At 71.4% G+C, this 26,693-nt stretch carries 26 protein-coding genes and 1 pseudogene; 12 read left to right on the top strand and 15 right to left on the bottom strand.

Features of this window, described 5'->3' with window-relative positions:
- Positions 1 to 29 precede the first annotated feature (29 nt).
- Positions 30 to 1,508, bottom strand: coding sequence for a glutamate-cysteine ligase family protein (locus tag ADK36_RS39640; protein WP_048580844.1), 1,479 nt, complete (start codon positions 1,506 to 1,508; stop codon positions 30 to 32).
- 266 nt (positions 1,509 to 1,774) lie between these two features.
- Between ADK36_RS39640 and ADK36_RS39645 the strand changes: the two genes are divergently transcribed.
- On the top strand, positions 1,775 to 2,962 hold the full coding sequence (locus ADK36_RS39645; protein ID WP_048580843.1) for an MFS transporter: 1,188 nt from the start codon (positions 1,775 to 1,777) through the stop codon (positions 2,960 to 2,962).
- A 154-nt stretch (positions 2,963 to 3,116) separates the two neighbouring features.
- Positions 3,117 to 3,932, top strand: coding sequence for an SAM-dependent methyltransferase (locus ADK36_RS39650; protein ID WP_048580842.1), 816 nt, complete (start codon positions 3,117 to 3,119; stop codon positions 3,930 to 3,932).
- A gap of 54 nt (positions 3,933 to 3,986) precedes the next feature.
- Here ADK36_RS39650 and ADK36_RS39655 read toward each other — a convergent pair whose 3' ends face one another.
- Positions 3,987 to 4,892: a helix-turn-helix domain-containing protein gene (locus ADK36_RS39655; RefSeq protein WP_053201081.1), complete on the bottom strand. Its 906-nt coding sequence runs from the start codon at positions 4,890 to 4,892 to the stop codon at positions 3,987 to 3,989.
- Positions 4,893 to 5,121: 229 nt separating this feature from the next.
- Here ADK36_RS39655 and ADK36_RS39660 point away from each other — a divergent pair, with 229 nt between their 5' ends.
- Both ADK36_RS39660 and ADK36_RS39665 read left to right on the top strand, forming a co-directional pair.
- Entirely contained in the window at positions 5,122 to 5,511 is a 390-nt protein-coding gene (locus ADK36_RS39660) for a VOC family protein (RefSeq protein ID WP_048580840.1), read from the top strand.
- 46 nt (positions 5,512 to 5,557) lie between these two features.
- On the top strand, positions 5,558 to 6,304 hold the full coding sequence (locus tag ADK36_RS39665; RefSeq protein ID WP_048580839.1) for a maleylpyruvate isomerase family mycothiol-dependent enzyme: 747 nt from the start codon (positions 5,558 to 5,560) through the stop codon (positions 6,302 to 6,304).
- Between the two features lie 44 nt (positions 6,305 to 6,348).
- On the opposite strand, the gene ADK36_RS39670 is transcribed toward ADK36_RS39665, so the two are convergent.
- Positions 6,349 to 6,729: a MarR family winged helix-turn-helix transcriptional regulator gene (locus ADK36_RS39670; RefSeq protein ID WP_048580838.1), complete on the bottom strand. Its 381-nt coding sequence runs from the start codon at positions 6,727 to 6,729 to the stop codon at positions 6,349 to 6,351.
- 85 nt (positions 6,730 to 6,814) lie between these two features.
- Between ADK36_RS39670 and ADK36_RS39675 the strand changes: the two genes are divergently transcribed.
- Both ADK36_RS39675 and ADK36_RS39680 read left to right on the top strand, forming a co-directional pair.
- Positions 6,815 to 8,293, top strand: a complete 1,479-nt coding sequence (locus ADK36_RS39675) for an MFS transporter (RefSeq protein WP_053201083.1) — start codon at positions 6,815 to 6,817, stop codon at positions 8,291 to 8,293.
- A gap of 81 nt (positions 8,294 to 8,374) precedes the next feature.
- Positions 8,375 to 8,659: a DUF6332 family protein gene (locus tag ADK36_RS39680; RefSeq protein WP_048580836.1), complete on the top strand. Its 285-nt coding sequence runs from the start codon at positions 8,375 to 8,377 to the stop codon at positions 8,657 to 8,659.
- On the opposite strand, the gene ADK36_RS39685 is transcribed toward ADK36_RS39680, so the two are convergent.
- From ADK36_RS39685 to ADK36_RS39695, 4 genes are all read right to left on the bottom strand, one after another.
- The gene (locus tag ADK36_RS39685; RefSeq protein ID WP_048580835.1) at positions 8,620 to 9,285 is read right to left on the bottom strand and encodes a response regulator transcription factor; all 666 of its coding nucleotides are present in this window, start codon (positions 9,283 to 9,285) and stop codon (positions 8,620 to 8,622) included. The two genes, ADK36_RS39680 and ADK36_RS39685, sit on opposite strands and share 40 nt — an antisense overlap.
- Entirely contained in the window at positions 9,282 to 10,541 is a 1,260-nt protein-coding gene (locus tag ADK36_RS39690; RefSeq protein ID WP_107083666.1) for a sensor histidine kinase, read from the bottom strand. Before ADK36_RS39690 ends, ADK36_RS39685 begins: the two co-directional genes overlap by 4 nt.
- Positions 10,542 to 10,726: 185 nt before the next feature.
- A complete protein-coding gene (locus tag ADK36_RS51100) occupies positions 10,727 to 10,861 on the bottom strand; it encodes a hypothetical protein (protein WP_267887442.1) in 135 nt (44 codons plus the stop codon).
- A 69-nt stretch (positions 10,862 to 10,930) separates the two neighbouring features.
- On the bottom strand, positions 10,931 to 11,635 hold the full coding sequence (locus ADK36_RS39695; RefSeq protein WP_048580833.1) for a TetR/AcrR family transcriptional regulator: 705 nt from the start codon (positions 11,633 to 11,635) through the stop codon (positions 10,931 to 10,933).
- 143 nt (positions 11,636 to 11,778) lie between these two features.
- Here ADK36_RS39695 and ADK36_RS39700 point away from each other — a divergent pair, with 143 nt between their 5' ends.
- Positions 11,779 to 12,228 (top strand): nitroreductase family deazaflavin-dependent oxidoreductase, encoded by a 450-nt coding sequence (locus ADK36_RS39700; RefSeq protein ID WP_048580832.1) that lies wholly within the window; start codon positions 11,779 to 11,781, stop codon positions 12,226 to 12,228.
- A 34-nt stretch (positions 12,229 to 12,262) separates the two neighbouring features.
- Here the strand turns inward: ADK36_RS39700 and ADK36_RS39705 are convergent, their stop codons facing one another.
- On the bottom strand, positions 12,263 to 13,513 hold the full coding sequence (locus ADK36_RS39705) for a geranylgeranyl reductase family protein (RefSeq protein WP_048580831.1): 1,251 nt from the start codon (positions 13,511 to 13,513) through the stop codon (positions 12,263 to 12,265).
- Between the two features lie 133 nt (positions 13,514 to 13,646).
- On the opposite strand from ADK36_RS39705, the gene ADK36_RS39710 reads away from it, so the two are divergent.
- Positions 13,647 to 15,002: a dipeptidase gene (locus ADK36_RS39710; RefSeq protein WP_048580830.1), complete on the top strand. Its 1,356-nt coding sequence runs from the start codon at positions 13,647 to 13,649 to the stop codon at positions 15,000 to 15,002.
- A 25-nt stretch (positions 15,003 to 15,027) separates the two neighbouring features.
- Positions 15,028 to 16,086 (top strand): hypothetical protein, encoded by a 1,059-nt coding sequence (locus ADK36_RS39715; protein WP_048580829.1) that lies wholly within the window; start codon positions 15,028 to 15,030, stop codon positions 16,084 to 16,086.
- Here ADK36_RS39715 and ADK36_RS39720 read toward each other — a convergent pair.
- The 4 genes from ADK36_RS39720 to ADK36_RS39735 all read right to left on the bottom strand — a co-directional run bounded on the left by ADK36_RS39720 (position 16,053) and on the right by ADK36_RS39735 (position 19,814).
- Positions 16,053 to 17,096, bottom strand: a complete 1,044-nt coding sequence (locus tag ADK36_RS39720) for an NUDIX hydrolase (protein WP_048580828.1) — start codon at positions 17,094 to 17,096, stop codon at positions 16,053 to 16,055. The two genes, ADK36_RS39715 and ADK36_RS39720, sit on opposite strands and share 34 nt — an antisense overlap.
- Before the next feature lie 143 nt (positions 17,097 to 17,239).
- Positions 17,240 to 17,506, bottom strand: coding sequence for a hypothetical protein (locus ADK36_RS39725; protein ID WP_037796093.1), 267 nt, complete (start codon positions 17,504 to 17,506; stop codon positions 17,240 to 17,242).
- 52 nt (positions 17,507 to 17,558) lie between these two features.
- On the bottom strand, positions 17,559 to 18,545 hold the full coding sequence (locus ADK36_RS39730) for a TIGR01777 family oxidoreductase (protein ID WP_048580827.1): 987 nt from the start codon (positions 18,543 to 18,545) through the stop codon (positions 17,559 to 17,561).
- A gap of 315 nt (positions 18,546 to 18,860) precedes the next feature.
- The gene (locus tag ADK36_RS39735; protein ID WP_048580826.1) at positions 18,861 to 19,814 is read right to left on the bottom strand and encodes an ROK family protein; all 954 of its coding nucleotides are present in this window, start codon (positions 19,812 to 19,814) and stop codon (positions 18,861 to 18,863) included.
- A gap of 168 nt (positions 19,815 to 19,982) precedes the next feature.
- On the opposite strand from ADK36_RS39735, the gene ADK36_RS39740 reads away from it, so the two are divergent.
- Together ADK36_RS39740 and ADK36_RS39745 are read left to right on the top strand one after the other, a co-directional pair.
- A complete protein-coding gene (locus ADK36_RS39740; protein ID WP_199830348.1) occupies positions 19,983 to 21,077 on the top strand; it encodes a LacI family DNA-binding transcriptional regulator in 1,095 nt (364 codons plus the stop codon).
- Between the two features lie 7 nt (positions 21,078 to 21,084).
- Positions 21,085 to 21,987: pseudogene (locus ADK36_RS39745) on the top strand (hypothetical protein).
- Here ADK36_RS39745 and ADK36_RS39750 read toward each other — a convergent pair.
- Positions 21,918 to 23,870, bottom strand: coding sequence for a serine/threonine-protein kinase (locus ADK36_RS39750; protein ID WP_048580824.1), 1,953 nt, complete (start codon positions 23,868 to 23,870; stop codon positions 21,918 to 21,920). The pseudogene ADK36_RS39745 and the gene ADK36_RS39750 overlap by 70 nt on opposite strands.
- Before the next feature lie 104 nt (positions 23,871 to 23,974).
- On the bottom strand, positions 23,975 to 25,279 hold the full coding sequence (locus ADK36_RS39755; protein WP_048580823.1) for a DUF6986 family protein: 1,305 nt from the start codon (positions 25,277 to 25,279) through the stop codon (positions 23,975 to 23,977).
- Between the two features lie 204 nt (positions 25,280 to 25,483).
- On the opposite strand from ADK36_RS39755, the gene ADK36_RS39760 reads away from it, so the two are divergent.
- Entirely contained in the window at positions 25,484 to 26,392 is a 909-nt protein-coding gene (locus ADK36_RS39760; RefSeq protein WP_053201086.1) for an endonuclease/exonuclease/phosphatase family protein, read from the top strand.
- Between the two features lie 57 nt (positions 26,393 to 26,449).
- Here the strand turns inward: ADK36_RS39760 and ADK36_RS39765 are convergent.
- A partial coding sequence (locus ADK36_RS39765; RefSeq protein WP_199830349.1) for an electron transfer flavoprotein subunit alpha/FixB family protein occupies positions 26,450 to 26,693 on the bottom strand: 244 nt, incomplete at its 5' end.

A 26,693-nucleotide genomic window follows, 5' to 3' on the forward strand; every position in this document is an offset into this window, starting at 1 on the left:
CCGCGCCGCGGTACGCGCGGTGAGCGCGGTCAGTCCACGGGCCACGTGTGCGCGGCCGCGTTCAGATGCATGTAGTCCATGTACGTCGTGGTCATGCGCCGGAGCGCCTCGCCCCGGTCGGAGACGCCGGCCTTCTCCAGATGGTGCACCGTCTCCGCCTGCCACAGGGCCCCGTTGCGGGCGGTGAGGCAGCGCTGCTCGACGATGCCCAGCAGGGGTTCGCGCCACGCCGCGTCCAGGCCGGCCAGCTCCAGGCCCCGATGGGCGAGAGGCAGCAGACGCCGCAACACCAGTTCCGGGACCGGCACTTCGCCCATGCCGGGCCAGTACAGCCGGGCGTCGATGCCGTCACGGGCCGCGGTGTGGAGGTTCTCCTCGGCGACCGAGAACGACATGCGCGTCCAGATGGGGCGGTCCTCGTCGACCAGGGCGCGGGTGAGGCCGTAGTAGAAGGCTCCGTTGGCGATGATGTCGGCCACGGTGGGGCCGGCGGGCAGGACCCGGTTCTCGATGCGCAGATGCGGGCCGCTGTCGGTGACGGCGTAGACGGGACGGTTCCAGCGGTAGATCGTGCCGTTGTGCAGCGTCAGTTCGCCCAGTTGCGGAGCCCCGCCGTCGTCGAGCGCCTGCTGCGGGTCCTCGTCGTCGCACAGGGGCAGCAGCGCCGGGAAGTAGCGCACGTTCTCCTCGAACAGGTCGAAGACGCTGGTGATCCAGCGTTCGCCGAACCACACCCGAGGGCGTACGCCCTGGGCCTTGATCTCCTGCGGGCGGGTGTCGGTGGCCTGCTCGAAGAGGGGGATGCGGGTCTCGCGCCACAGCTCCTTGCCGAAGAGGAAGGGCGAGTTCGCCGCGAGGGCGATCTGCACGCCCGCGACGGCCTGGGCCGCGTTCCAGTAGTCGGCGAAGTCCTTCGGTGCGACCTGCAGGTGGAACTGGGTGCTGGTGCAGGCGGCCTCGGGGGTGATGGTGTCGGCGTACGTCGACAGTCGCTCGACGCCGTCCACCGTGATCCGCAGGTCCTCGCCGCGGGCCGCGAAGATCTGCTCGTTGAGCAGCCGGTAGCGCGGATCGCCGGACAGGGCCCGCTCGCCGACGTGCGCCTCCCCCAGGGTCGGCAGGATGCCGATCATGATCAGGTGGGCGCCCACGGCCGCGGCGCGGTCCTCGGCGTGGTTGAGCGCGTCACGGATCGCCTGTTCCCAGGCGCCGGGGCCACCGGTCGTGAGCTCCCGGGGCGGGATGTTGATCTCCAGGTTGAAGCGGCCCAGCTCGCTCGACCAGGCGGGATCGGCGATCGCCTGGAGCACCTCGGTGTTGCGCATCGCCGGCAGCCCGTCGGCGTCCACCAGGTTGAGCTCGATCTCCAGTCCGACCCGGGGGCGCTCGCTCTCGAAGGTCGACTCGCGCAGCATCTGCGCCAGCACGTCGAGGCAGCTGTGCATCTTCTCCCGGTACCGCCGGCGATCCTCGCGTGTGAACACCAGGGCCGGCACATCACGTCCCATCTGTGCCCTCCCGAGTTCCCTCGGCGGATACGTACTCGTCCCAGAGTCGCACTTCGGAAGCCACCCGGACAGTCGGCCCGCGTACGCGGTCCCGCAGCGCGGTACGACCAGGCGATGCCAGGCTCCCTGAGGCCCCTGCGCCGCCGCCCGTGCCTCCCCTCCGGTCGCCCTCCCGTCTCCCCTTGCCATCTCCCCTTGTCGTCTCCCCCGCACCCACCTAGCCTGAATTTGTGCCGCTGATAAACAAAACCCGAACGCACAACGCCGTGCCGGGCCCCCCGAACGACCTCACCCTCCTCCGTATCGCCCTGACCACCTTCTTCGCCCTCGACGGCTTCATCTTCGCCGGCTGGGTCGTCCGTATCCCCGCCATCAAGGAGCAGACCGGCGCCTCCGCCAGCGCCCTGGGCCTCGCCCTCCTCGGTGTCTCCGCCGGAGCCGTCGTCACGATGGTGCTCACCGGCCGCCTCTGCCGCCGCTACGGCAGCCACCTCGTCACCGTCATCTGCGGCATCCTGCTCTCCCTCAGCGTCGCCCTGCCCCCGCTCACCCACTCCGCACCGGCCCTCGGCGCCGTCCTGTTGCTCTTCGGCGCGGCCTACGGAGGCATCAACGTCGCGTTCAACAGCGCGGCAGTCGACCTGGGCAGAGCCCTGCGGCGGCCCATCATGCCCAGCTTCCACGCCGCCTTCAGCCTCGGCGGCATGATCGGCGCCGGCGCCGGCGGGCTCGTCGCCGGGGTGCTGTCCCCCGCGTGGCATCTGCTCGGCCTCACCGTGATCGGGCTGGTCGTCACCGCCCTGGCGGGCCGCGTCCTGCTGCGCGTGCGGTCCCCGGAGCCTCCCGAGAGCTCACCGGCGGACGAGGCCGTACCCCGCCGACTGGACGCCCGGACCCGTCGGCTCGTCATCACCTTCGGCCTGATCGCCCTGTGCACGGCCTACGGCGAGGGAGCGCTGGCCGACTGGAGCGCCCTTCACCTGGAACAGGACCTCCACGCCACACCGGGCGCGGCGGCGGTCGGCTACTCCTGCTTCGCGCTCGCCATGACCATCGGACGGCTCACCGGCGCCTGGCTGCTGGCGCGCCTGGGACAGACCCGCACCCTCGTCTCGGGCGGCGCGACCGCCGCGGCCGGGATGCTGCTCGGCGCGCTCGCCCCCTCCCTCTGGGCAGCACTCCTCGGCTTCGTGGTCACCGGGCTCGGCCTCGCCAACCTCTTCCCCGTCGCCGTGGAACGCGCCGGCACGCTGGCCGGTCCCGACGGAGTCGCGATCACCTCCACCCTCGGCTACGGCGGCATGCTCCTGGGCCCGCCCGCCATCGGCTTCATGGCGGACTGGTTCTCGCTTCCCCTCGCACTCACCAGCGTCGCCGCCCTCTCCGCCACGGCAGCGGTCATCGGACTCCTCACCCGACGCGCGGCGGCCCGCCTGCCGGCGGCCGGGAGTTGAGCCTCGGCGACGGCCAACAGACGTTCAACAGCCGTTCAGGCGAAGATGAGTTGGGGCAGGCGGTGCGCATGAGTCGTGCTGCGGGGAATAACGTGGGCGCCCACGACCGGTGTTCGCCGGACCCGTGGTTCTGACCACACACGCGGGAGCGTCCATGACTGATGAGCCAGCGAACTCCGGGCAGGAGGCACTGCCCAAGATCGACACCTCGGTGCCGCAGTCGGCCCGGATCTGGAACTACTGGCTGGGCGGGAAGGACAACTACGAAGTCGACCGTGTGGCCGGTGACGCGTTCCGCAAGATCTTCCCCGGTATCGAGACCGGAGCCCGTGCCGCCCGGTACTTCCTCGCCCGCGCCGTCCGTCATCTGGCCGCCGAGAAGGGCATCCGGCAGTTCCTGGACATAGGCACCGGGCTGCCCAGTGTGGACAACACCCATGAGATCGCCCAGCGGGTCGCCCCGGACAGCCGCATCGTCTATGTCGACAACGACCCGTTGGTGCTGGCCCACGCCCGTGCACTGCTCACCAGTACCCCGGAAGGTGTCACCAACTACGTCGACGCCGACCTGCGTGACCCGGGCACCATCGTGCGGGAAGCCGGGAAGACGCTGAACTTCGACCAGCCGATCGCCCTCATGCTGATGGGCATCCTGGGCCACATCGAGGACTACGACGAGGCGCGCTCTATCGTGCGGCGGCTGGTGGACGCCCTGCCCTCCGGCAGCTACCTCGTGCACTACGACAGCACCGACACCAGTGAGGCCTACCTCCAGGCCATCCAGGAGTACAACGACGGCGGTTCGATCCCGTACATCCTCCGCAGCCCCGAGCAGATCGCCGGCTTCTTCGAGGGTCTGGAACTCCTCGAACCCGGCGTGGCGTCGTGCTCGCGCTGGCGTCCCGACGCCGGTGCCTGGGGTCTGCCGGCGGAGGTGCACCAGTACGGCGGTGTAGCCCTCAAGCGCTGAATCCCGCAGCGAGCGGCCGCCGGTCCCCCGGCTGTCGCCGGAGCACGCCGCGGATCAGGTCTCCTGGAGGATGCGATGGAGAATCGTCGGAGTCTCGTCCGGCGATTCGGCCTCGACCACCAGACGGTTCATGACATCCCAGTAGCGCTCGATCTCGCTCGGCTTGTCGGGGTAGAGGGCGGTCGCCAGTTGCTCGAGATAGACCACGTCGGGCAAGAGACCTCCGGGCAGGCGCAGGATGGTCACGGGGCCGGATTCCGCGGCGTGGCCGCCGGCGAGGAACGGCATGATCTGGACGGTGACATGCGGGAGCCGGCAGATCTCGATCAGGTGCCTGAGCTGATCGCGCATCACGTCGAGACCGCCCACCGGGCGGCGTAGCGCCGCCTCGTCGATCACGGCCCAGAGCTGCGCCGCCGGTCGGCGGTGCAGAATCCGCCCGCGTGTCATCCTCAGCGCGCATCGCCGGTCGACCTCCTCCGCACCGGCGTCCGGGTGGGCGAGCCGGATGGATGCGCGTGCGTAGTCAGGGGTCTGGAGCAGGTGGGGAACACGCTGGACCTCGAAGCAGCGGATGAGGCTCGCTGCCTGTTCGACCCCGAGACAGACCTGCGTCCAAGCGGGGACCACATCTGCGTAGTACTGCCACCAGGCAGGGGCGTTGGCCTGTTCGGCCAGGGTCAGCAAGGTGGCACGCTCTGCCTCGTCGGTGACGCCGTAGTGGGTGAGCAGGTCGGCCACGTCGCGCGGTTTGACCCCGTGGCGGCCACCCTCCAGTCGGCTGATCTTGGACCGGGAGGCACGGATGACGTGCCCCGCCGCCACCCGGGAGACACACCGTTCCTCCCGCAGCCTGCGCAGCCGCTCCCCCAGCACCAGCCGCGCCACCATGGGCCCGGCCGACCCGCCGTCCAGAACGCTGCTGTCAGCCGGGGTGTATGCGGCCTCGTCGGAGCGCATGGGCATTCTCCCTGCGGTGTACGCGACTCGGCGCGCGTACGAGCGGTGCGGCCGCCATCCTAGGGGCAGTTGGGTGCAGGGTCTTCGGGCCCCGGGAATGATCTTCGCCTGTGTCGCGGGGGTGACGGACCGGTCCTCGCCATCCGTTGCCCACCCCGCCCGTCGTCCACTCCGCCCGTTGTCCATCCCGCCCGTTGTCCACCCCGCCCTCGGTCCGCATCATGACCGAATGGCACGACTCCACGACATCGTCATCGACTGTGCCCACCCGGCCGTCACGGCCCGCTTCTGGGCCGCCGCACTCGACGGTTACTCCGTCGCCCCGTACGACGACGCCGAACTCGCGCGTCTGCGAGCGCAGGGGATCGCCGGCCCGGAGGACGATCCGACCGTGCTCGTCGAACCCTCCGGCGGCGGCCCCCGTCTGTGGTGCCAGCTCGTGCCGGAGCCGAAGCGGGTGAAGAACCGCCTGCACCTGGACCTGGTCTCCGGCGCCGCGGAGGCCGAGATCGGACGGCTCGCCGGTCTCGGCGCGACCGTTCTGGCCCGCCATGAGGACCACTGGGTGCTGGCCGACCCCGAGGGCAACGAGTTCTGCCTCTTTCCCACCGCGTCCTGAGCCGGCGCTGCCCCTCGACCGCACTCCATCCGGCACACTCACCCCCATGGAGACAGCCGACTTCGTTCCAACCCTGGACCGCGAGGGTCAGTTGATGGCCGCGGCCGCCGAAGAGGCCGGGCCGGACGCCAAGGTGCCGACCTGTCCGGACTGGCAGATGCGGGATCTGTTGCGGCACACGGGGATGGTGCACCGCTGGGCGGCGGCGTTCGTCGCCGAGGGGCACACCGCCTACCACCCCGACGGCGGCCTGCCCGACCTCGACGGCACCGCGTTGCTCGCCTGGTTCAGGGAGGGGCACCGCCACCTCGTCGACACGCTCGCCGACGCCCCCGCCGACGTGCGGTGCTGGCACTTTCTGCCCGCCCCGTCGCCCCTCGCGTTCTGGGCCCGCCGGCAGGCACACGAGACGACCGTGCACCGCTTCGACGCGGAGACTGCCCGCGGTGGCACACCGAGCGGGATTGACCCCGGCTTCGCGGCGGACGGCGTCGACGAGGTGCTGTGCGCCTTTCACGCCCGGCCGAAGAGCCGGGTCCGCAGTGCCGAGCCCCGGGTGCTGCGGGTGCGGGCGACGGACACGGACGACGCCGTGTGGACCGTACGGCTGTCGCAGGAGCCGCCCGCGGCCGAGCGGGGTGACACCGACACCGCTCAGGCCGACTGCGAGATCTCCGGACCGGTCGCGCGGCTGTATCTGGCGCTGTGGAACCGGCTTCCCTTCCCACAGGTGACCGGCGACGCCTCCCTCGCCACGCTGTGGCGGGAGAACTCCGCCGTCACCTGGAGCTGAAGCCGAGCCACGCTACGCGGGTCTGAACCCGGGCCGTACGCAGGTCAGTTCGCCAGCATCCTCGTCAGTACCGCACGCTGTACCGGCAGCACCGCGCCGTGCAGCGTGCGCCCTTTCGCTGTCAGGCACACCTTCACGCCCCGCCGGTCCTCCTGGCACATGCCGCGCTCGACGAGCCCGTCCTTCTCCAGCCGGGCGATCAGCCGTGACAGGGCGCTCTGGCTCAGGTGCACGCGCTCGGAGATCTCCTGCACTCGGTACGACGCACACGAGCCGTCCGCCAGCACGTCCAGGACCTCGAAGTCGCTTGCGCACAGGCCATGTCGACCGAGGGCGCGGTCGAGTTCGCACTGCGTGCGCGCATGCAGCGCCAGGATGTCGTGCCACTGGTCCACGAGCGCCTGCTCGGGCTTCTCCGCCGCCATGGGCGCACCGTAGCAGAGATGCGCAATTATTGCATCGGAATTAAATGTACTTGCAGTTGATGCATACGCATGTACTGTCTTCGCCATGACCTCTCCGCTCACCACCCCCGCGTCCGACGGACGCTGGACCCCCCGGCTGTGGGGCACCTTGCTGGTGCTGTGCGCCGCGATGTTCCTGGACGCGCTGGACGTGTCGATGGTCGGCGTCGCCCTGCCCTCCATCGGCGCCGACCTGGGCCTGTCCACCTCGACCCTCCAGTGGATCGTCAGTAGCTACATCCTTGGCTACGGCGGCCTGCTGCTCCTCGGCGGACGGACCGCCGACCTGCTGGGCCGACGCCAGGTCTTCCTGGTGGCCCTCGGCGTCTTCGCGCTCGCCTCACTGCTCGGCGGGCTCGTCGACTCGGGCCTGCTGCTGATCGCCAGCCGTTTCGTCAAGGGCCTGGCCGCGGCCTTCACCGCGCCCGCCGGGCTGTCCATCATCACCACGACGTTCGCCGAGGGCCCGGTACGCAACCGGGCGCTGGCGATCTACACCACCTGCGCCGCCACCGGCTACTCGATGGGGCTCGTCTTCTCCGGCCTGCTCACCGAGGCCAGCTGGCGCCTCACCATGCTGCTCCCGGCGCCCGTCGCGCTGATCGCCCTGGTCGCCGGCCTGAAGCTGCTCCCGCGCAGCGAGCGCGAACGGGCCACCGGCGGTTACGACGTCCCCGGCGCCATCCTCGGCACCGCCTCGATGCTGCTGCTGGTGTTCACCGTCGTCGAGGCGCCCGAGGTGGGCTGGGGCTCGGCCCGCACGGTCCTGTCCTTCGTCGCCGTCGTCGTCCTGCTGACGGCCTTCGTCCGCGTCGAGCGGCGCAGCCCGAGCCCGCTGATCCGGCTGGGCGTGCTGCGCTCGGGGGCCCAAGTGCGCGCCCAGCTGGGGGCGTTGACGTTCGTCGGCAGCTACATCGGCTTCCAGTTCCTGGTCACGCTGTACATGCAGCAGCTGCTCGGCTGGTCCGCGCTGCACACGGCCCTGGCCTTCCTGCCGGCAGGCGCGCTTGTGGCACTGTCGGCGACGAAGGTCGGTGCGATCATCGACCGGTTCGGCACCCCACGGCTGATCGCGATCGGCTTCGCCCTCATGGTCGCGGGCTATGTCCTGTTCCTGCGCATCGACCTCGACCCGGTCTACGCGGCGGTCATCCTGCCCACGATGCTGCTCGTCGGCTCGGCCTTCGCGCTGACCTTCCCCTCGCTCAACGTCCAGGCCACGAACGGCGTCGACGAACACGAGCAGGGCATGGTCTCGGGCCTGCTCAACACCTCGGTCCAGGTGGGCGGGGCGCTCTTCCTGGCCGTCGTGACGGCGGTCCTGACCGCGAACACGCCCGAGGAACCCGCGTCCCCGCAGGCGGTCCTCGACAGCTACCTGCCCGCTCTGGCCGTGGTCACGGCGATCGCGGTCGTGGGTCTGCTGATCGCCCTCACCGGACTGCGCACCCGCCCCGAGCGGCAGACCGTCGTGGTCGCCAAGTCCCTGCCCCAGGAGGCGGAGCGCGTCAGCGTACGCGACTAGGCCCTGTCGGGGGAGCCTCCGAGACCCTGTGCCCGGCGGAGCCGCTTGCTCCGCCGGGCGCACTGCTGTTTGACTCGGAGTATGGAGAGTTACGGGGGACGGCGCCGTCAGGCCGAGCGGGACGCGATCACCGTCGAGATCGGGTACGCGCTGTTCAGTGCCGCGTTCGCGGCGGCGGTGCTGTTCGGGGCGATCGTCGGGCCGGCGTTCGTCTTCGACGTGTCGGACGGCACGCGCGGCACACTCGTCGGCGTGGGCACCACGGTCGCGGTCGTGCTGTTCTTCGCCCGGGTCGTCAGCGTCCTGACGCGGTTCCGACAGGCGTCTCAGCCCAACCAGCCCGGCCGCACCAACCCCGACTCGTAGGCCAGTACCACGAGTTGGGCCCGGTCGCGGGCGCCGAGCTTCACCATGGTGCGGCTGACGTGGGTCTTCGCGGTGAGCGGGCTGACCACCAGACGGCGGGCGATCTCCTGGTTGGACAGTCCGATGCCGACCAGCGCCATCACCTCCCGCTCGCGCTCGGTGAGTTCGGCGAGGGCGTCGGCGGCCGCGGGCTCCTTGGAGCGGGCGGCGAACTCGGCGATCAGCCGCCGGGTCACGCCCGGTGACAGCAGCGCGTCGCCCTCGACCACCGCCCGCACGGCACGCAGGAGTTCGTCCGGCTCGGTGTCCTTGACCAGGAACCCGGAGGCGCCCGAGCGGATGGCCTCGAAGACGTACTCGTCGAGTTCGAAGGTGGTGAGCATGACCACCTTGACGCCCGTCAGCTCGCCGTCCTCGGTGATCCGCCGGGTCGCGGCGAGCCCGTCGAGGAGTGGCATGCGGATGTCCATCAGGACGACGTCGGGCCGCAGTTCGCGCACCCTGCGCAGCGCCTCCTCGCCGTCGGACGCCTCCGCGGCCACCTCGATGTCGGGCTGGGCGTCGAGCAGCGCCCGGAAACCGGCCCGCACCAGTGACTGGTCGTCGGCGAGCAGTACGCGGATCACCGGTCCTCCTTGACGTCGTTGTTCGGTTCGCCGGCGGGAGTCTTCAACGGCAGTACGGCGAGCACCCGGAACCCCCCGTCGGCACGCGGGCCCGCCTCGATCGTGCCACCGAGCGCGGCCGCCCGCTCCCGCATTCCGGCGAGTCCGTTGCCGCTGCCGCCCGCGTCGGCGCCGGTCGCGGGACCGTCGTCGTCGATACGCAGTCGGAGCGTCGTCCGTTCGTCGTGATCGAGCTGCACGCGCGCGTGCCGCGAACCCGAGTGGCGCACGACGTTGGTGAGGGCCTCCTGGATGATCCGGAAGGCGGCGAGGTCCGTGCCGGGCGCCAGGCTGGGCGGTTCGCCCTCGACCTCGACGGTGAGGCCCGCGCTCGCCGCCTGCTCCACCAGTTCGGGCAGCCGGTCGAGGCCGGGCGCCGGGGTGCGCGGGGCGTCGCCGGGGGCGCGCAGGGTGTCGAGGACCTGGCGGACCTCGCCGAGCGCCTCCTTGCTCTTGGCCTTGATGGTGGTGAGCGCCGTGCGCGCCTGCTCGGGATCGGTGTCGAGCAACGCCAGGCCGACGCCCGCCTGCACATTGATCACGCTGATGCTGTGTGCGAGGACGTCGTGCAGCTCGCGGGCGATCCGCAGCCGTTCCTCGTCGGCACGCCGCCGCGCCGCCTGCGCCCGCTCGGCCCGCTCCTTCGCCCACTGCTCGCGCCGGGTCCTGGCCAGCTCCGACACCGCCACGATCGCCGCCACCCAGGCGGCGATCACGCCCTCCTGCCCCCAGGGCGCGGCCGAGTCACCGGACGGCGGCAGCCACTGGTACAGCCAGTGGGCCACCAGGGCGTGCCCGATCCAGAGCACCCCGACCGCGGCCCAGGCGGCCTTGCGGTGCCCCGTGAGGATGGCGTTGAAGCAGGCCAGGGCGACCGCCACGAAGACCGGCCCGTACGGATATCCGGCGCCCAGATAGACCATGGCGGCCGTCGCCGTCCCGAACGCGACGGCCACCGGGTACCGCTTGCGGAACAGCAGCAGTGCCGACGCCACGAACAACAGCGCGCGTGCGAAGGGGTCGAGGGGCGCCCGGTCGTCCAGCTGCCCCTCGGCCGCGAAGTTCGAGCCGGCCATCACGAAGACCGTGATCAGCAGGGTGGAGCGCCAGGGCCAGCGAGGGGCGTGCTCGTCGTCGGCCCACCGGTTCCACCCCGGTGGACCGTGCCGCCACCACATCTGCGGCCCGCCGCCCCGGCGTGCCTGCTGCTCGTCCATGTCCGCCACGCTAGACGCGATGACCGCCGGGCGGCGTCACCCGCGCGTGGTGATCACACGTACTCCCCGCGAAGTACGTCCGCCGCCTCGCGCTCCCGGATCCGCGGCCCGGCGAACCGCATCGTCACCGGCAGCAGCACGAGGCGGATGAGGGTTTCGGCGGGGCGCCGCGGGTCCCGGACGCGTCAGTCCCGGGCCTGGTCGAGGCCGGCACCGGCTATCCGCTCACCGGCGTCGAGGCCGACGATCTGCGCGATCGACGCCGACTGGTGGACGCGGCGGAGTCGCGGCGCGGGACCCGCACGGCGCGCCCTGCGCACCCGGAGCCTGCGCCAGGACCCGGAACTGCTGCCGTCATCCGTGCCGGTCCGCTGACGGCTCGCGCCGGTCTAACCCTGTCCGTCCACCAGGCCGACCTCGCGCGCGAGTCGGCCCACCGCATGCCGGAAGAACGCCGCCCGGTCCTCCACGACCCGGTTGAACTGACCGAACAGCTCGAACCCGACGAGCCCGAAGAGCTCGGCCCAGGAGGCGACGAGGGCCGCGACACTGGCCGGCGGGAGGTCCGGGGCCAGGTCGGCGGTCATGCGCTCGGCCTCGGGGCGTAGTGCGGCGGGCAAGGGTGCCGGTTCGATGAGGCCGGAGGTCCCGTGGGCCTCGCGCAGGATGCCGATGAAGACGAGGCCGACGCGGGAGGCGGACGGGACCGTGGTGTCGGGCGCGGTGTACCCGGGCACGGGCGAGCCGTAGATCAGCGCGTACTCGTGCGGATGCCGCAGCGCCCAGTCCCGTACGGCCTCCGCCACCGCCGTCCAGCGCTGTACGGGTCCGGCGTCGGCGGCCTTGGCGTGCGCGGCCTCGGCGCTCTCCCCGAGGGAGTCGTAGGCGTCGATGATGAGGGCGGTCAGCAGGTCGTCGCGGCTGGGGAAGTAGCGGTAGAGCGCGGAGGACACCATGCCGAGTTCGCGGGCCACGGCGCGCAGCGAGAGCTTGGCGGCGCCCTCGGCCGCGAGTTGTCTGCGGGCCTCGTCCTTGATGGCCGCGGTGACTTCCATCCTGGCGCGGGCGCGTACGCCCTTTGCGGTGCTGCTCATGAGGGCCAGTCTTCCACGAGGAACGGAGCGGTGCACACATTCGAGAGCACTGCTCTTGCTTTGGGTCGGCAATCTCGTGCACACTGCTCCCAAGCGAGAGCACCGCTCTCTCAATCTTCCGAACCGGAACTCCGGAGGTCGCCATGACGTCGCCGTACTACCTCAAGGGCAGCCCGCTGAACGTCCGCCTCAACAGCGTCATCGGCTGGCTGGCCCGGCGCGGGCTCAGCATCGCGGGCACCGCGGAGATGTCGGTGCGCGGGCGCAAGAGCGGCAAGATGCAGCGCATCCCGGTCAATCCGCACACGTACGACGGCACGCGGTACCTCGTCTCGGCCCGCGGCCACTCCCAGTGGGTGCGCAACATGCGCGCCGCCGGTGGCGGGGAGCTGCGGGTCGGGCGCAAGGTGCGTGAGTTCGCCGCGGTGGAGCTTCCCGACGAGGAGAAGCTCCCGATTCTGCGGACCTATCTGGAGAAGTGGGGCTGGGAGGTCAACCAGTACTTCCAGGGGGTCACCGCCAAGTCCTCCGACGAGGAGATCATCGCGGCGGCACCGGACCACCCGGTCTTCCGGATCACCGTCGAGAAGTGACCCGGTCCGACGTCAGGAGGTGCCCCTGGCCACGTCAGGAAGTGCCCTCGTCATCGGCCGGCGTCGGCGTCGGCGCCTGGCGGCGGTCCATCGCGGTGAGGGCGCGGTGGGCCATGGGGTGGGTGCGGACGATCTCGGCCAGCGACGTCGAGCCGCGGGTGATGTCCATGAACGCCTTCCAGGCGGGCCGGAAGCCGGTCAGTGTGGCGTGGAAGAGACCGGGACGGCGTTCGAACACGGTCAGCAGACGCTTGCCCACGCTCATCTCGACGCCGAGTCCCGCCTTGACCGCGAAGGCGTAGTTCAGTGCCTGGCGCCGGGTGTCCACCGCGTCGTGCGCCTCGGCGATCCGCACCGCCCACTCCCCCGCCAGCCGCCCCGACCGCAGCGCGAACGAGATCCCCTCGCGCGTCCACGGCTCAAGCAGCCCCGCCGCGTCCCCGCACACCAGCACCCTTCCGCGTGACAGCGGCGAGTCGTCGGCGCGGCAGCGCGTCAAGTGGCCGGAGGAGATGCTCGGTTCGAACCCGGCGAGACCGAGCCGGCCGATGAACTCCTCCAAGTACCGCTTGGTGGCAGCCCCTTCACCGCGCGCCGAGATCACCCCGACCGTGAGTGTGTCGCCCTTGGGGAACACCCAGCCGTAACTGCCGGGAATCGGCCCCCAGTCGATGAGGACCCGCCCCTTCCAGTCCTCGGCGACCGTCTCCGGCACCGGGATCTCCGCCTCCAGGCCGAGGTCCACCTGGTCGAGCTTGACCCCGACATGCGCTCCTATCCGGCTGGCGCTGCCGTCCGCGCCGACAACGGCCCGCGCGAGCAGCGTCTCGCCGCCCTGGAGGACGACGGCGACGCTGCGCCGGTCCGGCACCGCCGAGCCGTGCTGCTCGACGCGCTGCACGGTGACGCCGGTGCGCAGCTCGGCGCCGGCCTTCTGCGCGTGCTCGACGAGTTGCTGGTCGAACTCGGGACGGTTGATCAGCCCGAACAGCATCTGCTTGGAGCGCCGGGTCCGGGTGAAGCGGCCGTTGTTCGAGAAGGTGACCGCGTGCACGCGGTCACGGAAGGGCAGTTCGAAGCCGGGCGGGAGCGAGTCGCGCGAAGGGCCGATGATGCCGCCGCCACACGTCTTGTAGCGCGGTAGCTCCGCTTTCTCCAGCACCAGCACGCGCCGTCCGGCGACGGCCGCCGCATACGCGGCCGAAGCGCCCGCGGGCCCCGCGCCCACCACGACGACGTCCCACACCTGCCGCACGTCGTCCGCCGAAGAGTTCTCGCTGCTCACGATGGTCTACTGCTCCCGCTCAAGCCGCCGCCTGCTGCTGTCTCCCGCATCCTACGGCGGGCATCGTCGCAGGCCACTGTGGGAGGATCACAGCACTCACAGGTACAACGTCGCACCCACAAGGAGCGTGCCCATGTCGTCGAATCCGGTCGCCGAGACCGTCGCCTCGCTGATGCCCAGGGCCAAGGCGGAGCTCACCGAACTGGTGGCATTCAAATCGGTGGCGGACTTCGACCAGTTCCCGAAGAGCGAGAGCGAGGGTGCCGCCCGCTGGGTCGCCGACGCGCTCGGCGCCGAGGGCTTCGAGGACGTGGCACTGCTCGACACCCCCGACGGCACGCAGTCGGTGTACGGCTACCTGCCCGGGCCCGAGGGCGCGAAGACGGTCCTGCTCTACGCCCACTACGACGTGCAGCCCCCGCTGGACGAGGCCGCCTGGCACACCCCGCCCTTCGAGCTGACCGAGCGCGACGGCCGCTGGTACGGGCGCGGTGCCGCCGACTGCAAGGGCGGCCTGATCATGCACCTGCTGGCGCTGCGCGCCCTCAAGGCGAACGGCGGCGTGCCGGTGCACGTGAAGGTGATCGCCGAGGGCTCGGAGGAGATGGGCACGGGCGGTCTGGAGCGGTACGCCGAGCAGCACCCGGAGCTGCTGGAGGCCGACACCGTCGTGATCGGCGACGCGGGCAACTTCCGCGTCGGGCTGCCGACGGTCACCTCGACCCTGCGCGGCATGACCCTCGTCCGCGTACAGATCGACACGCTCGAAGGCAACCTGCACTCCGGCCAGTTCGGCGGGGCCGCGCCCGACGCGCTCGGCGCGCTGATCCGCGTACTGGACTCGCTGCGCGCGGAAGACGGCTCGACGACCGTGGACGGGCTGACCGGCGAGTCGTCGTGGGAGGGCCTGCAGTACGAGGAGGAGCAGTTCCGCCAGGACGCCAAGGTCCTCGACGGCGTCGAGCTGATCGGCTCCGGCACGGTCGCCGACCGCATCTGGGCGCGTCCCGCCGTCACTGTCCTCGGCATCGACTGCCCGCCGGTCGTCGGCGCCACCCCGTCCGTGCAGGCGAGCGCCAGGGCGCTGATCAGCCTGCGGGTGCCGCCGGGCGTGGACGCGGCCCAGGCGACCAAGCTGCTCCAGGCCCATCTGGAGACGCACACCCCGTGGGGTGCCCGGGTGCGCACCGAGCAGATAGGCCAGGGCCAGGCGTTCCGCGCCTACACGGGCAGCCCGGCGTACCAGGCCATGGCGGACGCGATGGCGGTGGCGTACCCGGGCCAGGAGATGCAGTACGCCGGCCAGGGTGGCTCGATCCCGCTGTGCAACACCCTCGCCACCCTCTACCCGCACGCGGAGATCCTCCTCATCGGCCTGAGCGAGCCGGAGGCCCAGATCCACGCCGCGAACGAGAGCGTGTCGCCGGAGGAACTGGAGCGTCTGTCGGTCGCCGAGGCGCTGTTCCTGCGCAATTACGCGGCGAGTTGAGATCCTCACAGCTGATGATGGGGCGATGATCCGAGCCGAACGCCTCACCGCCCACACCGACATCGCCACGTCCCTTGCGCTTCTCAGCGATCACGAACTCACGGCCCTCGTGGAGTCGGGCGAACCGCTGGGCACCGGAATCGGCGGCCGCGCGACGCTGATCGAGGTGGACGGAAGACGGGTGTTCGTGAAACGGGTCCCGCTCACCGACGTGGAGACGCGACCGGAGAACGTCCGCTCCACGGCGAACCTCCTCGGGCTGCCGACGTTCTTCCACTACGGCATCGGCAGTCCGGGGTTCGGCGCCTGGCGGGAGCTCGCCGTGCACACGATGACCACGAACTGGGTCCTGGCCGACCGGTTCGCGGGGTTTCCGCTGACGTACCACTGGCGGGTCCTGGCCGACGTACCACAGCCGTCGCATGGGTTGCTGTCAGATGTGGACCGGGCCGTCGCCTACTGGGGCGGCGACCCGCGGGTGCGCGAGCGCATCCAGGGACTGCGGACGGCATCCGCGAGCCTGGCGCTGTTCCTGGAGTACGTGCCGTACACGTTGAACGAGTGGCTGGACGCCCGGCTGCGCACGGATGAAGCAGACGCCGCGTGCACGTTCGTGGAAAGGGAACTCGCGGCCGCCACCGGGTTCCTCCGCGAGAGCGGGCTGGTGCACTTCGACGCGCACTTCCTGAACTTCCTCACGGACGGCGAACGACTCTATCTCGCCGACTACGGCCTCGCCCTCTCCTCCCGTTTCCCTCTCTCCCCACAGGAACGCGGCTTCTTCGAGCAGCACCGGCACTACGACCGCGACTACACGGGGTTCCACTTCGTGAACTGGCTCGCGACCGCCCTGTACGGCTATGGCGCGGACGATCGCGAGGCCTTCGTACGTGACTGCGCGGGCGGGGCGAGGCCGCGGGACATCCCGCGGGCGGCCGCCGACATCATCGAGCGGGGTGCGCCGGCGGCCGTCGTGATGGGTGACTTCATGAAGCGGTTGCAGCACGAGAGCAAGTCGACCCCCTACCCCCACGACGAGCTGCGGCTCGCTCAGGAAGGCGCCGGAATGCCCGCCTCCAGATAGAGCGCGGCCCCGCGTTCCCGCGCCCGGAGCGCCCAGCGCAGCCGCTCGTAGCGCACCGGTGGAAGAAGGCCGGCCGCCTCCTCCTCGGTGACGAAGCGCCAGTCGCGCAGCTCGGGTCCGGGCAGCAGGAGGCGTTCGGCCTCGGTGGAGTCGAGGCGGCCGCCGTCGAAGAGGAGACGCAGACCTCCGTACCCGGGGGGCACGGGCCGCTCCCAGTCGACGACGAGGAGCCGCGGTACGTCGTCCAGCCGTATCCCCGTCTCCTCGGCGACCTCGCGGATGCCCGCCTGCGCGGGGGCCTCGCCCGGTTCGACGACGCCGCCGGGAAACTCCCAGCCCGCCTTGTAGGTGGGGTCGACGAGCAGCACCCGGTCCTGCTCGTCGAAGAGCAGGACGCCCGAGGCGACGGTCTCGGCGGTGGGCTCGGGCGTCTGCACGATGTCGCAGACGGGGACCGTGCCGCTGCCGACGGCCTCGGCGATGCGGACGGCGGTCTCGTACGGGGTCAGGCCACCGTTGTCGACGGGATACGCGTCGGCGGTGAGCCAGGAGGCGAGTGCGGCGCGGTACGGCTCTATGTGGTCGTACGACCACTGGCGGACCCGTATCTCGCCGTCTGGTAGCTCGGGCGGGAGCTCCCGCCCGGCTATTCGCTCGCGCAGGATCGTTTCCGCCGGGACGAGGAGCACATGCCGAACGGTGACGCGGCGGGCGGCGAGGCCGCCGAAGATCTCGTCCCGGTACTCCTGGCGCAGCAACGTCATCGGGACCACGAGCGTCCCGCCGAGCTCGGCGTGCAGCGCGGCCGCCGTGTCGATCACGAGACGCCGCCAGATCGGCAGGTCCTGGAAGTCACCGACCTCGGTGAGGTGTTTGGGCGGGAGCAGGTGGGTGAGTGCTCCGCCGATGACCTCGGGGTCGAAGAGCGTGCTGTTCGGGATCAGCTCGATCAGTTCGCGTGCGGTGGTGGTCTTCCCCGCACCGAACGCGCCGTTGATCCAGACGATCACGTTTCCCCCTCTTCTGTTGGCCCCCTGTGGCTTGCCCGCTCCACCCTGCCACGGAAACCAGTTCCCGTAGAGAGCGCATGACAGCGGCGCCGTACCCCTCGGATGCGGGGGTACGGCGCCGCGTGGTCGAGTCGGTGGGCTCGTCAGCCCTTCTTTGCCTTCTTCCCGTGCGGGGCGTCGTTCACAGCCCGCTCCGTTTCGCGGTTGATGGCCCGGCCGACGGTGTCCAGGGCCTTGTCGACGCTGACGCCGCCGAGCTTGGTCTCGGCACCGGCGGGCAGCCCGGCGTCGGGAGCACCGCTGGCGGGGGAGCCGGTCACCGGGAGCTCGATGGCGTGGGACGGAGTGACCGCCGCGACGACGAATCCGGTGGCCAGGGAGGCGATGGCAAGCATGCTGCGCTTCTTCATGACCGGTTCAACGGCGAAACGGAGGTGGGAGTCACGCCCCGCCTCCGGGTGATCACGACAGCGACGGCGCGCCCGCCCCGGGCCGCGCCCCGTCGAGCCGGCGCTGCCGCACACGCCGTACGAGATCGTCGGCCGCCTCCGGCCATCGGGCGTACTCGAAGGCGAACCCTTCGTCGAGCAGCCGACCGGGAACGACACGTCGGCTCTTCAGCAGGAGCTCGGTGTCCGAGCGCAGCGCGAACGCGCCGAGCTCCGCCATCCACTTCGTCGCGGGCAGGCCGACGGGGACGCCCCACGCGGAGCGCAGTGCCCGCATGAACGCGCGTTGCGGCAGCGGTTCGGGAGCGGCGAGGTTCACCGGGCCGGTGAGGTCGTGCCGGTCGACCAGGAACTCGACCGCGCGGACGAGGTCACGGTCATGGATCCAGGAGACGTACTGCGCGCCGCCCGCGACGGGCCCGCCGAGCCCCAGCCGTGCCAGCCGCAGCAGGATGTCGAACACCCCGCCGCGATCGGGGCTCATGACCATGGCGGAACGCAGGGCGACCTTCCGGGTGTGCGGTGTGTCGGCCTCCTCCTGGGCCCGCTCCCAGGCCTTGGCGATCTCGACGCTGTAGGCCCAGTAGTCCGGAACGTCGGGCTCGCTGCCGCCGACGACGCCCGTCGCCTCGTCGTGGGGCGCGTCGAAGCGGTGGGCGTAGATCGTGGCCGTGCTCATCTGGAGCCAGACCCGCGGCGGCCGGGCGGCGCGCGCGATCGCCTCGCCCACGACCTGGGTGGAGTGCACCCGCGAATCCATCATGGCCCGCAGATTGGGCGGGGTGTAGCGGCAGCTGACGCTGCGCCCGGCCAGATTGATCACGATGTCGCTGCCGTCGATCACCGTGGTCCAGGGGCCCCGCGTCTCCCCGTCCCAGCGGACCTCGCCCTCGCGCGTGGGCCGTCTGGTCAGGACGACGACCTCGTGGCCCGCGCTGCTCAGCGCACGGTTCAGGACCGCGCCCACCTGCCCGGTTCCCCCGGGAATCACTATCTTCATCGGCTCCCCCTCGCGTGTGGGGACGAGCCTAGCGCAGCTTCTTGAACATGTTCAAAAGAACCCGGCCGCCGCTCGGCCGACCGCACCCCCGACCCCCGATCGACTTCCTTCCGACAGACTCCGAGACTTCACAGGTGCGGAGAGACGTAACGATGCGTCACCTTCACACCCCGACGCCCCGCCGAAGGGTGGCCGGAGCACTCGCAGCGGGGCTGCTGACCCGCTGACCTGTCGAGCGGAACGGGCCATCCGGCGCCGGCCTCCCGCCCCCCTCCTCCGGTCGGCGCCTGAACGTTCCTGCCTCAGCCGGGTCCCTCAGACCCCCGCCGCCGTCGCCCCCGCCTTCCCCGCGAGCGCGGCCGCCGCGGCCCCGACCAGCCCGGCGTCCGTACCCATCTGGGCCGGCGTGATCGTCAGGCGCTGGGCGAAGGACAGGGTGGCGTAGTCGTGGAGGGCCTTGCGCAGCGGCGTGAAGAGGACGTCTCCCGCCTTGCCCACTCCCCCGCCGATCACGGCGATGTCGATCTCGACGAGGGTCGCGGTGGCCGCGACCCCGGCGGCGAGGGCCTGCGCGGCCCGCTCGAAGGAGGCCACGGCGACCGGGTCGCCGTCCCGCGCGGCGGCGGCCACCGCGGCGGCGGACGTGTCGCCGTCCGGCCCGGGACGCCACCCGTTCTCCAGCGCCCGCCGGGCGATGTTGGGGCCGCTCGCGATGCGCTCCACGCAGCCGCGCGAACCGCAGGGGCACAGGTCGCCGTCCAGGTCGACGCTGATGTGGCCGATGTGGCCGGCGTTGCCGGTCGGGCCCGGGTGCAGCCGGCCGTTCAGGACGAGCCCGCCGCCGACGCCCGTGGAGACGACCATGCAGAGCGCGTTGTCATGGCCCCGTGCGGCCCCCTGCCAGTGCTCGGCCGCCGTGATGGCCACACCGTCGCCGATCAGCTCGACGGGCAGGCCACCGGCCGCTTCCTGGACCCGCCGGACCAGGGGATAGTCGCGCCAGCCGGGCACGTTCACCGGACTCACGGTGCCCGCGGAGGCGTCCACGGGTCCCGCGCTGCCGATACCGAGAGCCGTGGCGCGGTCCCACAGGGGCGATGCGGTGAGTTCGCCGACGACCTCCTCGACGGCCCGCATCACCGTTTCGCCGTCCTCTCGCGCGGGCGTCGCGCGCTGAGCCCGGGCCACGATCGTGCCGTGGCCGTCCACCAGCGCTCCGGCGATCTTGGTGCCGCCGATGTCGAGCGCAGCCACGAGGTCGGTGTGCATCAGTGTCAGTTCTCCCCGTCAACCATTCGGATCTCCCCGTCAACCACGGGAATTGGGTGACCGGTCTCGCGGTGGGGGCGCAGGCCGGAGATTGCGGTGGACAGTGTCCCCTGGATCTGACAACGTTGTCCAGGCCCTATGCTCGACGCCACATCCTCATACAAGCCCATGGACCGACGCATCCCCGTGGACGACAGGACAGGACACCGCATCGTGCCCGAGACCATCCGGCGATCCGACCGCGCGCCCGAGAACCGCTACGGCAACCGTCCGACCATGAAGGACGTCGCGGCGCGGGCCGGAGTCGGTCTGAAGACCGTCTCGCGCGTGGTGAACGGCGAGCCCGGGGTCACTCCGGAGACGGAGCGCCGTGTCCAGGAGGCCATCGACGCCCTGGGCTTCCGCCGCAACGACAGCGCGCGGGTGCTGCGCAAGGGCCGTACGGCGAGCATCGGCCTGGTCCTGGAGGATCTCGCGGACCCCTTCTACGGCCCGCTCAGCCGCGCGGTCGAGGAGGTCGCCCGGGCCCACGGGGCCCTGCTGATCAACGGCTCCAGCGCCGAGGACCCGGACCGCGAGCAGGAGCTGGCGCTGGCGCTGTGCGCACGGCGGGTGGACGGGCTGGTGATCATTCCGGCCGGTGACGACCACCGGTACATGGAGCCGGAACTCAAGGCGGGCGTCGCCACGGTGTTCGTCGACCGGCCGGCCGGGCAGATCGACGCCGACTGCGTCCTGTCCGACAACCACGGCGGCGCCCGCGACGGCGTCGCCCACCTCATCGCCCACGGCCACCGCAGGATCGGCTTCATCGGCGACATGCCCCGCATCCACACGGCCGCCGAGCGGCTGCGCGGCTACCGGGCCGCAATGGAGGACGCGGGCATACCGGTGGAGGACTCCTGGATGTCCCTCGGCGTCACCGATCCGGAGCGGGTGCGCCGGGCGGCCGAGGAGATGCTCACCGGCCCCTCCCCCGTCACCGCGATCTTCGCGGGCAACAACCGGGTGACGGTCACCGTGATCCGGGTCCTCGCCGAACAGACCCGTCGCGTCGCCTTCGTCGGCTTCGACGACATCGAACTCGCCGACCTGCTCCAGCCGGGCGTCACCGTCGTCGCCCAGGACGCCGCGGCCCTCGGCCGTACCGCCGCCGAGCGGCTGTTCCGCCAGCTCGACGGCACCCTGGTCACCCCCGAACGCATCGAGCTGCCCACGCGCCTGATCACGCGCGGCTCGGGCGAACTGCCGCCGGCGGACTGAGCGGCCCATGGACGACCGCACGAACGGGACGCCGCGGCCCGCACACGGCCGCACCTTGGAGGCGCTCGGCCTGGCCGACGCACCGCGCGATCAGCCGCTCCTCTATCCGGGCGCCTGGCCGTCGGACTCCGGTCTCCTCGACGGGGACCGGCTGCTGCCCCTGGAGCGTCTGGTGCACGACGACCGCACGCCCGTCCTCGCGGTCGGCTCCAACGCCTGTCCCGCCCAACTGCGGCGCAAGATGGACGCGTTCGGGATCACTTCCCCCATCCCCATGGTGAAGGTCCGGATCACCGGCATCGGGGTGGGCGTCTCCGCACACGTGAGCCGCCTGGGATACGTGTCCGCGTCCCCCTTCGACGCACCCGGGCACGTCCGGGAGCTGTTCATCACCTGGCTCGACGCCGAGCAACTCCAGGTGATCGACGCGAGCGAGGGCGTGCCCGTGCGGCACGGCAACTACGACCGTGTCTGGCTGCCGGCGCCCGACCTGCGGATCGAGCTGGCGGACGGCAGCACCCTCCCGGGCACCTTCGTGTACGTCAACCGCCATGGCGTCCTGCACGACGGCACCGGCGCGCCGCGCACCCACCCCGGTCAGCGGGCGCTGATCACCGAACTCCTGCTGGGCTCTGCCCGGTTGCGGAAGCTGTTCGGTGTCACGCCCGAGGAGTTCTGCGCGCGAGCGCGAGCCGACGCGCGCCTGTGCGAGCGGGGCACCCGGCTGTTCGCGGAGGAACGGATGGTGACGGCCTCCGGGCTGGAGAAGTACGTCGGGGTTCAGCGGACCTGAGTTCAGCGGACCCGAGTTCAGCGGAGCCGGCTTCAGCAGAGCTGGGGTCAGCAGACCGGGAGGCCGGGCACCGGCTCGTCGTTGTTGCCGCCCTCGATGTACACGTCGCTGATGTAGACGTTTGTGTTGCCGCTGTCGTCGTCGGTCTTGGCCCACCAGACGTTGGTCCACTGGCCGGACGTCTCGCGGCGGCCGAGGTTCTGCTGGCAGTAGAAGTAGTTGGTGCCGGAGTTGAGGACGCCTACCTCGGCGCCGGAGGCCGTGTACGACTTGGCCTGCGTCCAGACCTGGCAGTTGTACTTACCGCCGCCGATCGAGTGGCAGGCGTCGGGCTGTGGGGTGCTGCCGCCCCCGCCCGTGGTACCTCCGCCGCCCGTCGTTCCTCCGCCGCCGGTGGTACCGCCGTCGCCGGAGCCGCCGCCCGCGGTGCCCCCGTCGCTGCCGCCCCCGCCCGAGGTCTTGGTCGGGGACGAGGTGGTGGGCCGATCGGCGGGCTCGGCCCCCGCCGTGCCGCCGGGGGACTTGGTCGCGTCGGGGGACTTCTTGTCGTCGCCCTTGTCGGTCAGGCCCACGTCACCCGAGGGGCGGGCGTCGGGGCTGCTGGTCGCCGGGGCGGAGGCGCCCGTGGAGGTGGTGGCCGAGGTGTCCTGTGCCTCGGTCCTGGCGTCGCCCTCGTTGTTGACCAGGGCGACCGTGACGCCGGCCGCCGCGAGGACGACGGTGACGGCCACGGCGGCGAGGAGTGCGCGGCCCTTGCGCCTGACCGGGGAGCCGGAGGAGGTGCCCATGGGGCCGGTGGCATCCGGGTCCCGCGGATGCGGCTGCGGATGCGGGTGCGGGCCGCCGTACGGCGTCACGGGCGGGTGCCCCGGGGTGCCGTATCCCGGTACCGGTACCGGTCCGCCATGTCCCGCCGAGCCGGGGTGGCCGACGGGACCGAAGCCCTGTGGCGACGGTGTGCCCTGTCCTGGGGTCGCGGGCCCCTGCGCCGCGGCCCCGAAGCGCGGCGCCCCGGGCAGGCCGGAGGCGGGTACGCCCTGCTGCGGGGTGTCGCCGCCCTGAGCACCCTGCGTGCTCTGTTGCCGACCGCCGTACCCGGCGTCCGGCGAGCCGCGCAGTGCCGCCGTGGGCGCGTCCGTGGCGCCCGAGTCCGCCACCGCCTGGAGGAGTTCCCGCGCCTCGTCGGCCTCGGGACGGGACTCGGGACGCTTGTCCATCAGTCGCTGGAGGACGGGGCCGAGGGACCCGGCGTTACGGGGCTCCGGCAGGGGCTCGCTGACGATCGCGGTGAGCGTGGAGAAGGTCGACGTACGGCGGAAGGGGGCGGAGCCCTCCACCGCCGCGTACAGCGTGGCGCCCAGGGCCCAGACGTCGGAGGACGGGCCCGGATCGGCGCCCTGGGCACGCTCGGGGGCCATGTAGTCCAGGGAGCCGACGAGATGGCCGGTGCGGGTCAGATGGGTGGCCGAGCCGTCGGCCGGGTCGTCCATCGTGGCGATGCCGAAGTCGGTCAGGACGACGCGACCGGAGCGTTCGAGCAGGATGTTGCCGGGCTTGACGTCACGGTGCAGGACACCGGCCCGGTGGGCGGCGGCCAGCGCGTCCATGACCTTGGCACCGAGGTCGGCCGCCTCGCGCGGATCGAGCGTGCCGCGGTCGCGCAGCACCGCTTCCAGGGAGGGGCCGTCGACCAGTTCCATGACGATCAGCGGGCGGCCGTCGACCTCGGCGACGTCGTGCACGGCCACCACGCCCGGATGCTTGACCCGGGCCGCCGCGCGGGCCTCGCGCTGCATCCGCAGCCGCAAATCGGCGAGTTCGGGACCGTCGGCGTCCGAGTAGGTTCGCAGTTCCTTGACGGCGACCTCGCGGCCCAGCACCTCGTCGACGGCCCGCCAGACCACGCCCATGCCGCCGCGTCCGAGCTGCGCCAGCACGCGATAACGCCCGGCCAGCAGCCGACCGGTCTCGTCCGCCTGTCCGTTGTCCCCCGATGACACCGCTGCCCCGTTCCTGTGACACCACTGACACGTCGATGCGTGGCGTACAGACTACGGGGCGGCGGTGACAACGCCAGCCGGTGGTTGCGAAAGTGACAGGTCCGCTACTTCGCGGAAGCCGTCAAATCGCCCCTGCGGGGTGCCGCGAAGCCCTCCAGGTCGGCCCGGGTCAGGCCGGTGAGGCGAGCGACCTCGCCGATGTCGAGGGCTCCGCAGTCCAGGCCGCGCAGCAGGTAGCCGCTGAGGGCCTTGGCGGTGGCGGGCTCGTCCATGACGTCGCCGCCGGCCCGGTTGGCGTACCGGGCGAGACGGGCCGCGGCCTGCTCGAAACCTTCACGGTAGAAGGCGAAGACGGCCGCGTACCGGGTGGGGATGTGGCCGGGGTGCATGTCCCAGCCCTGGTAGTAGGCGCGGGCCAGAGCGCGGCGGGTGAGGCCGTAGTGCAGTCGCCAGGCGTCGTGGACCTTGGCGGTCGGGCCGACCGGCAGGACGTTCGTCGAGCCGTCCGACACGCGTACGCCGGTGCCCGCCGCCGCGACCTGCATGATCGCCTTGGCATGGTCGGCGGCCGGGTGGTCGCTGGCCTGGTAGGCGGCGGAGACGCCGAGGCAGGCGCTGTAGTCGAAGGTGCCGTAGTGCAGGCCGGTGGCGCGGCCCTCGGCGGCCTGGATCATCCGGGCGACGGAGGCGGTGCCGTCGGTGGCGAGGATGGACTGGCTGGTCTCGATCTGGATCTCGAAGCCGATCCGGCCGGGCTCAAGTCCGCGCGCCTTCTCGAACTCCTCCAGGAGCCGCACCATCGCGGTGACCTGCTCGGGGTACGTCACCTTGGGCAGCGTGAGCACCAGCCCGTCGGGCAGGCCGCCGGCCTCCATCAGACCGGTGAGGAAGATGTCGAGGGTGCGGATGCCGCGGTCGCGTACCGGCGCCTCCATGCACTTCATGCGGATGCCCATGTACGGGGCCGCCGTGCCGTTCCGGTACGCCTCGGCGATCAGCCGTGCCGCGCGGGCGGCCGACTGGTCCTCCTCGGCGTCGGGGCGGGGGCCGTATCCGTCCTCGAAGTCGACGCGCAGGTCCTCCACGGGCTCGCGCTCCAGCTTGGCGCGCACGCGCGCGTAGACGGGCTCGGCGAGTTCGTCGGACAGGCCGAGGACGGCGGCGAAGGAGGCGGCGTCCGGGGCGTGTTCGTCGAGGGAGGCGAGGGCCTGGTCGCCCCAGGAGCGGATGGTGTCGGCGGCGAAGACGTCGCCGGGGACGTAGACGGTGTGGACGGGCTGGCGGCTGCCGGGATCCCCGGGGTAGCGGCGCTCCAGCTCCGCGTCGACCGGCGCGAGGGAGGCGCTGATCTCCTCGCTGACGGCTCCCGCGAGGCTCGTCGCCACCTTCTCCTGCTGGCCCTGACCCATCCCACACCCTCCAATTTTCCGCTATACGGAATCAACAATCCGTAGAACGAAGCTATCTGGGACCTTCCGACTGGTCAACACCATGTCCACGGGGAGTCACTCCACCATCTCGCCATGTTCACGCTCATCTCAGGACGCGGTATCACACTTCCATACGCACGCCCCGCACGACTCGTCCGGCCGTTCCCACCGAAGGAGTCCGAAGTGCCGATCCACAGCCGAGTCACGCGCCGTCTGGGCCTGAAGGCCGCGTTAGCAGCGGCGGTCACCGCACCCCTCTCCAGTACAGCACTGCCCGCCTCGTCCGCCTCGGCAGGCGAACGCCCCGCTCGCGGCCACCTCCAGGTCATGTCCTTCAACCTGCGCTTCGCGAGCACCACCGAGCCCCACAGCTGGGCCGTACGCAGACCGGTCATGCGCGAACTGCTGAACCGCGAGGCACCGCATGTCATCGGCACCCAGGAGGGCGTCTTCGCGCAACTGCTGGACATCGACTCCGACCTCGGCCCGCACTACGACTGGCTGGGCACCGGCAGGCTGCACGGCAGCCGCGACGAGTCGATGGCGATCTTCTACGACACCCGCCGTCTGCGCCCGGCCGAGTACGACCACTTCTGGCTCTCCGACACCCCGTACGTGATCGGCTCCAACACATGGGGCGCGGCCTTCGCCCGTATGGTCACGTGGATCCGCTTCCGCGATCTGACCGACGGCGGACGGGAGTTCTACCTCCTCGACACCCACTTCGACCATGTGAGCCAGTACGCGCGCGAGCGCAGCGCCGCGCTCATCGCCGAGCGGATCGCCGGGTTCGACCGCTCCCTGCCGGTCGTCGTGACCGGGGACTTCAATGTCGCCGCCCACAAGAACACGGTGTACGACAAGCTGCTCGGCGCCGGTCTCGTCGACACCTGGGACACCGCACGCGAGCGCAGCGCGCTGTACGCGACCTTCCACGGCTACAAGCCGCTGACGCCGGACGGCGACCGCATCGACTGGGTCCTCAGCTCGCCCGGCGTCACGGCGTACCGGGCGGCGATCAACACCTTCTCCGACGACGGCCAGTTCCCGAGCGACCATCTGCCCGTGCAGGCGTTCCTGGGCCTAGGATGACACGAGGCCCCCGTGACCGCCGGACGGTCACGGGGGCCTCGATGTGCCCGGTCGGGATCAGCCCTTGCGGGTCTTGATCTCCTCGGTGAGGGTCGGGACGACGTCGAAGAGGTCGCCGACGACGCCGTAGTCGACCAGGTCGAAGATCGGGGCCTCGGCGTCCTTGTTGATCGCCACGATCGTCTTCGAGGTCTGCATGCCCGCGCGGTGCTGGATCGCGCCGGAGATGCCGGAGGCGATGTACAGCTGCGGCGAGACGCTCTTGCCGGTCTGGCCGACCTGGTTGGTGTGCGGGTACCAG

The sequence above is a fragment of the Streptomyces viridochromogenes genome (assembly GCF_001270495.1).
Lineage (GTDB): Bacteria > Actinomycetota > Actinomycetes > Streptomycetales > Streptomycetaceae > Streptomyces > Streptomyces viridochromogenes_A.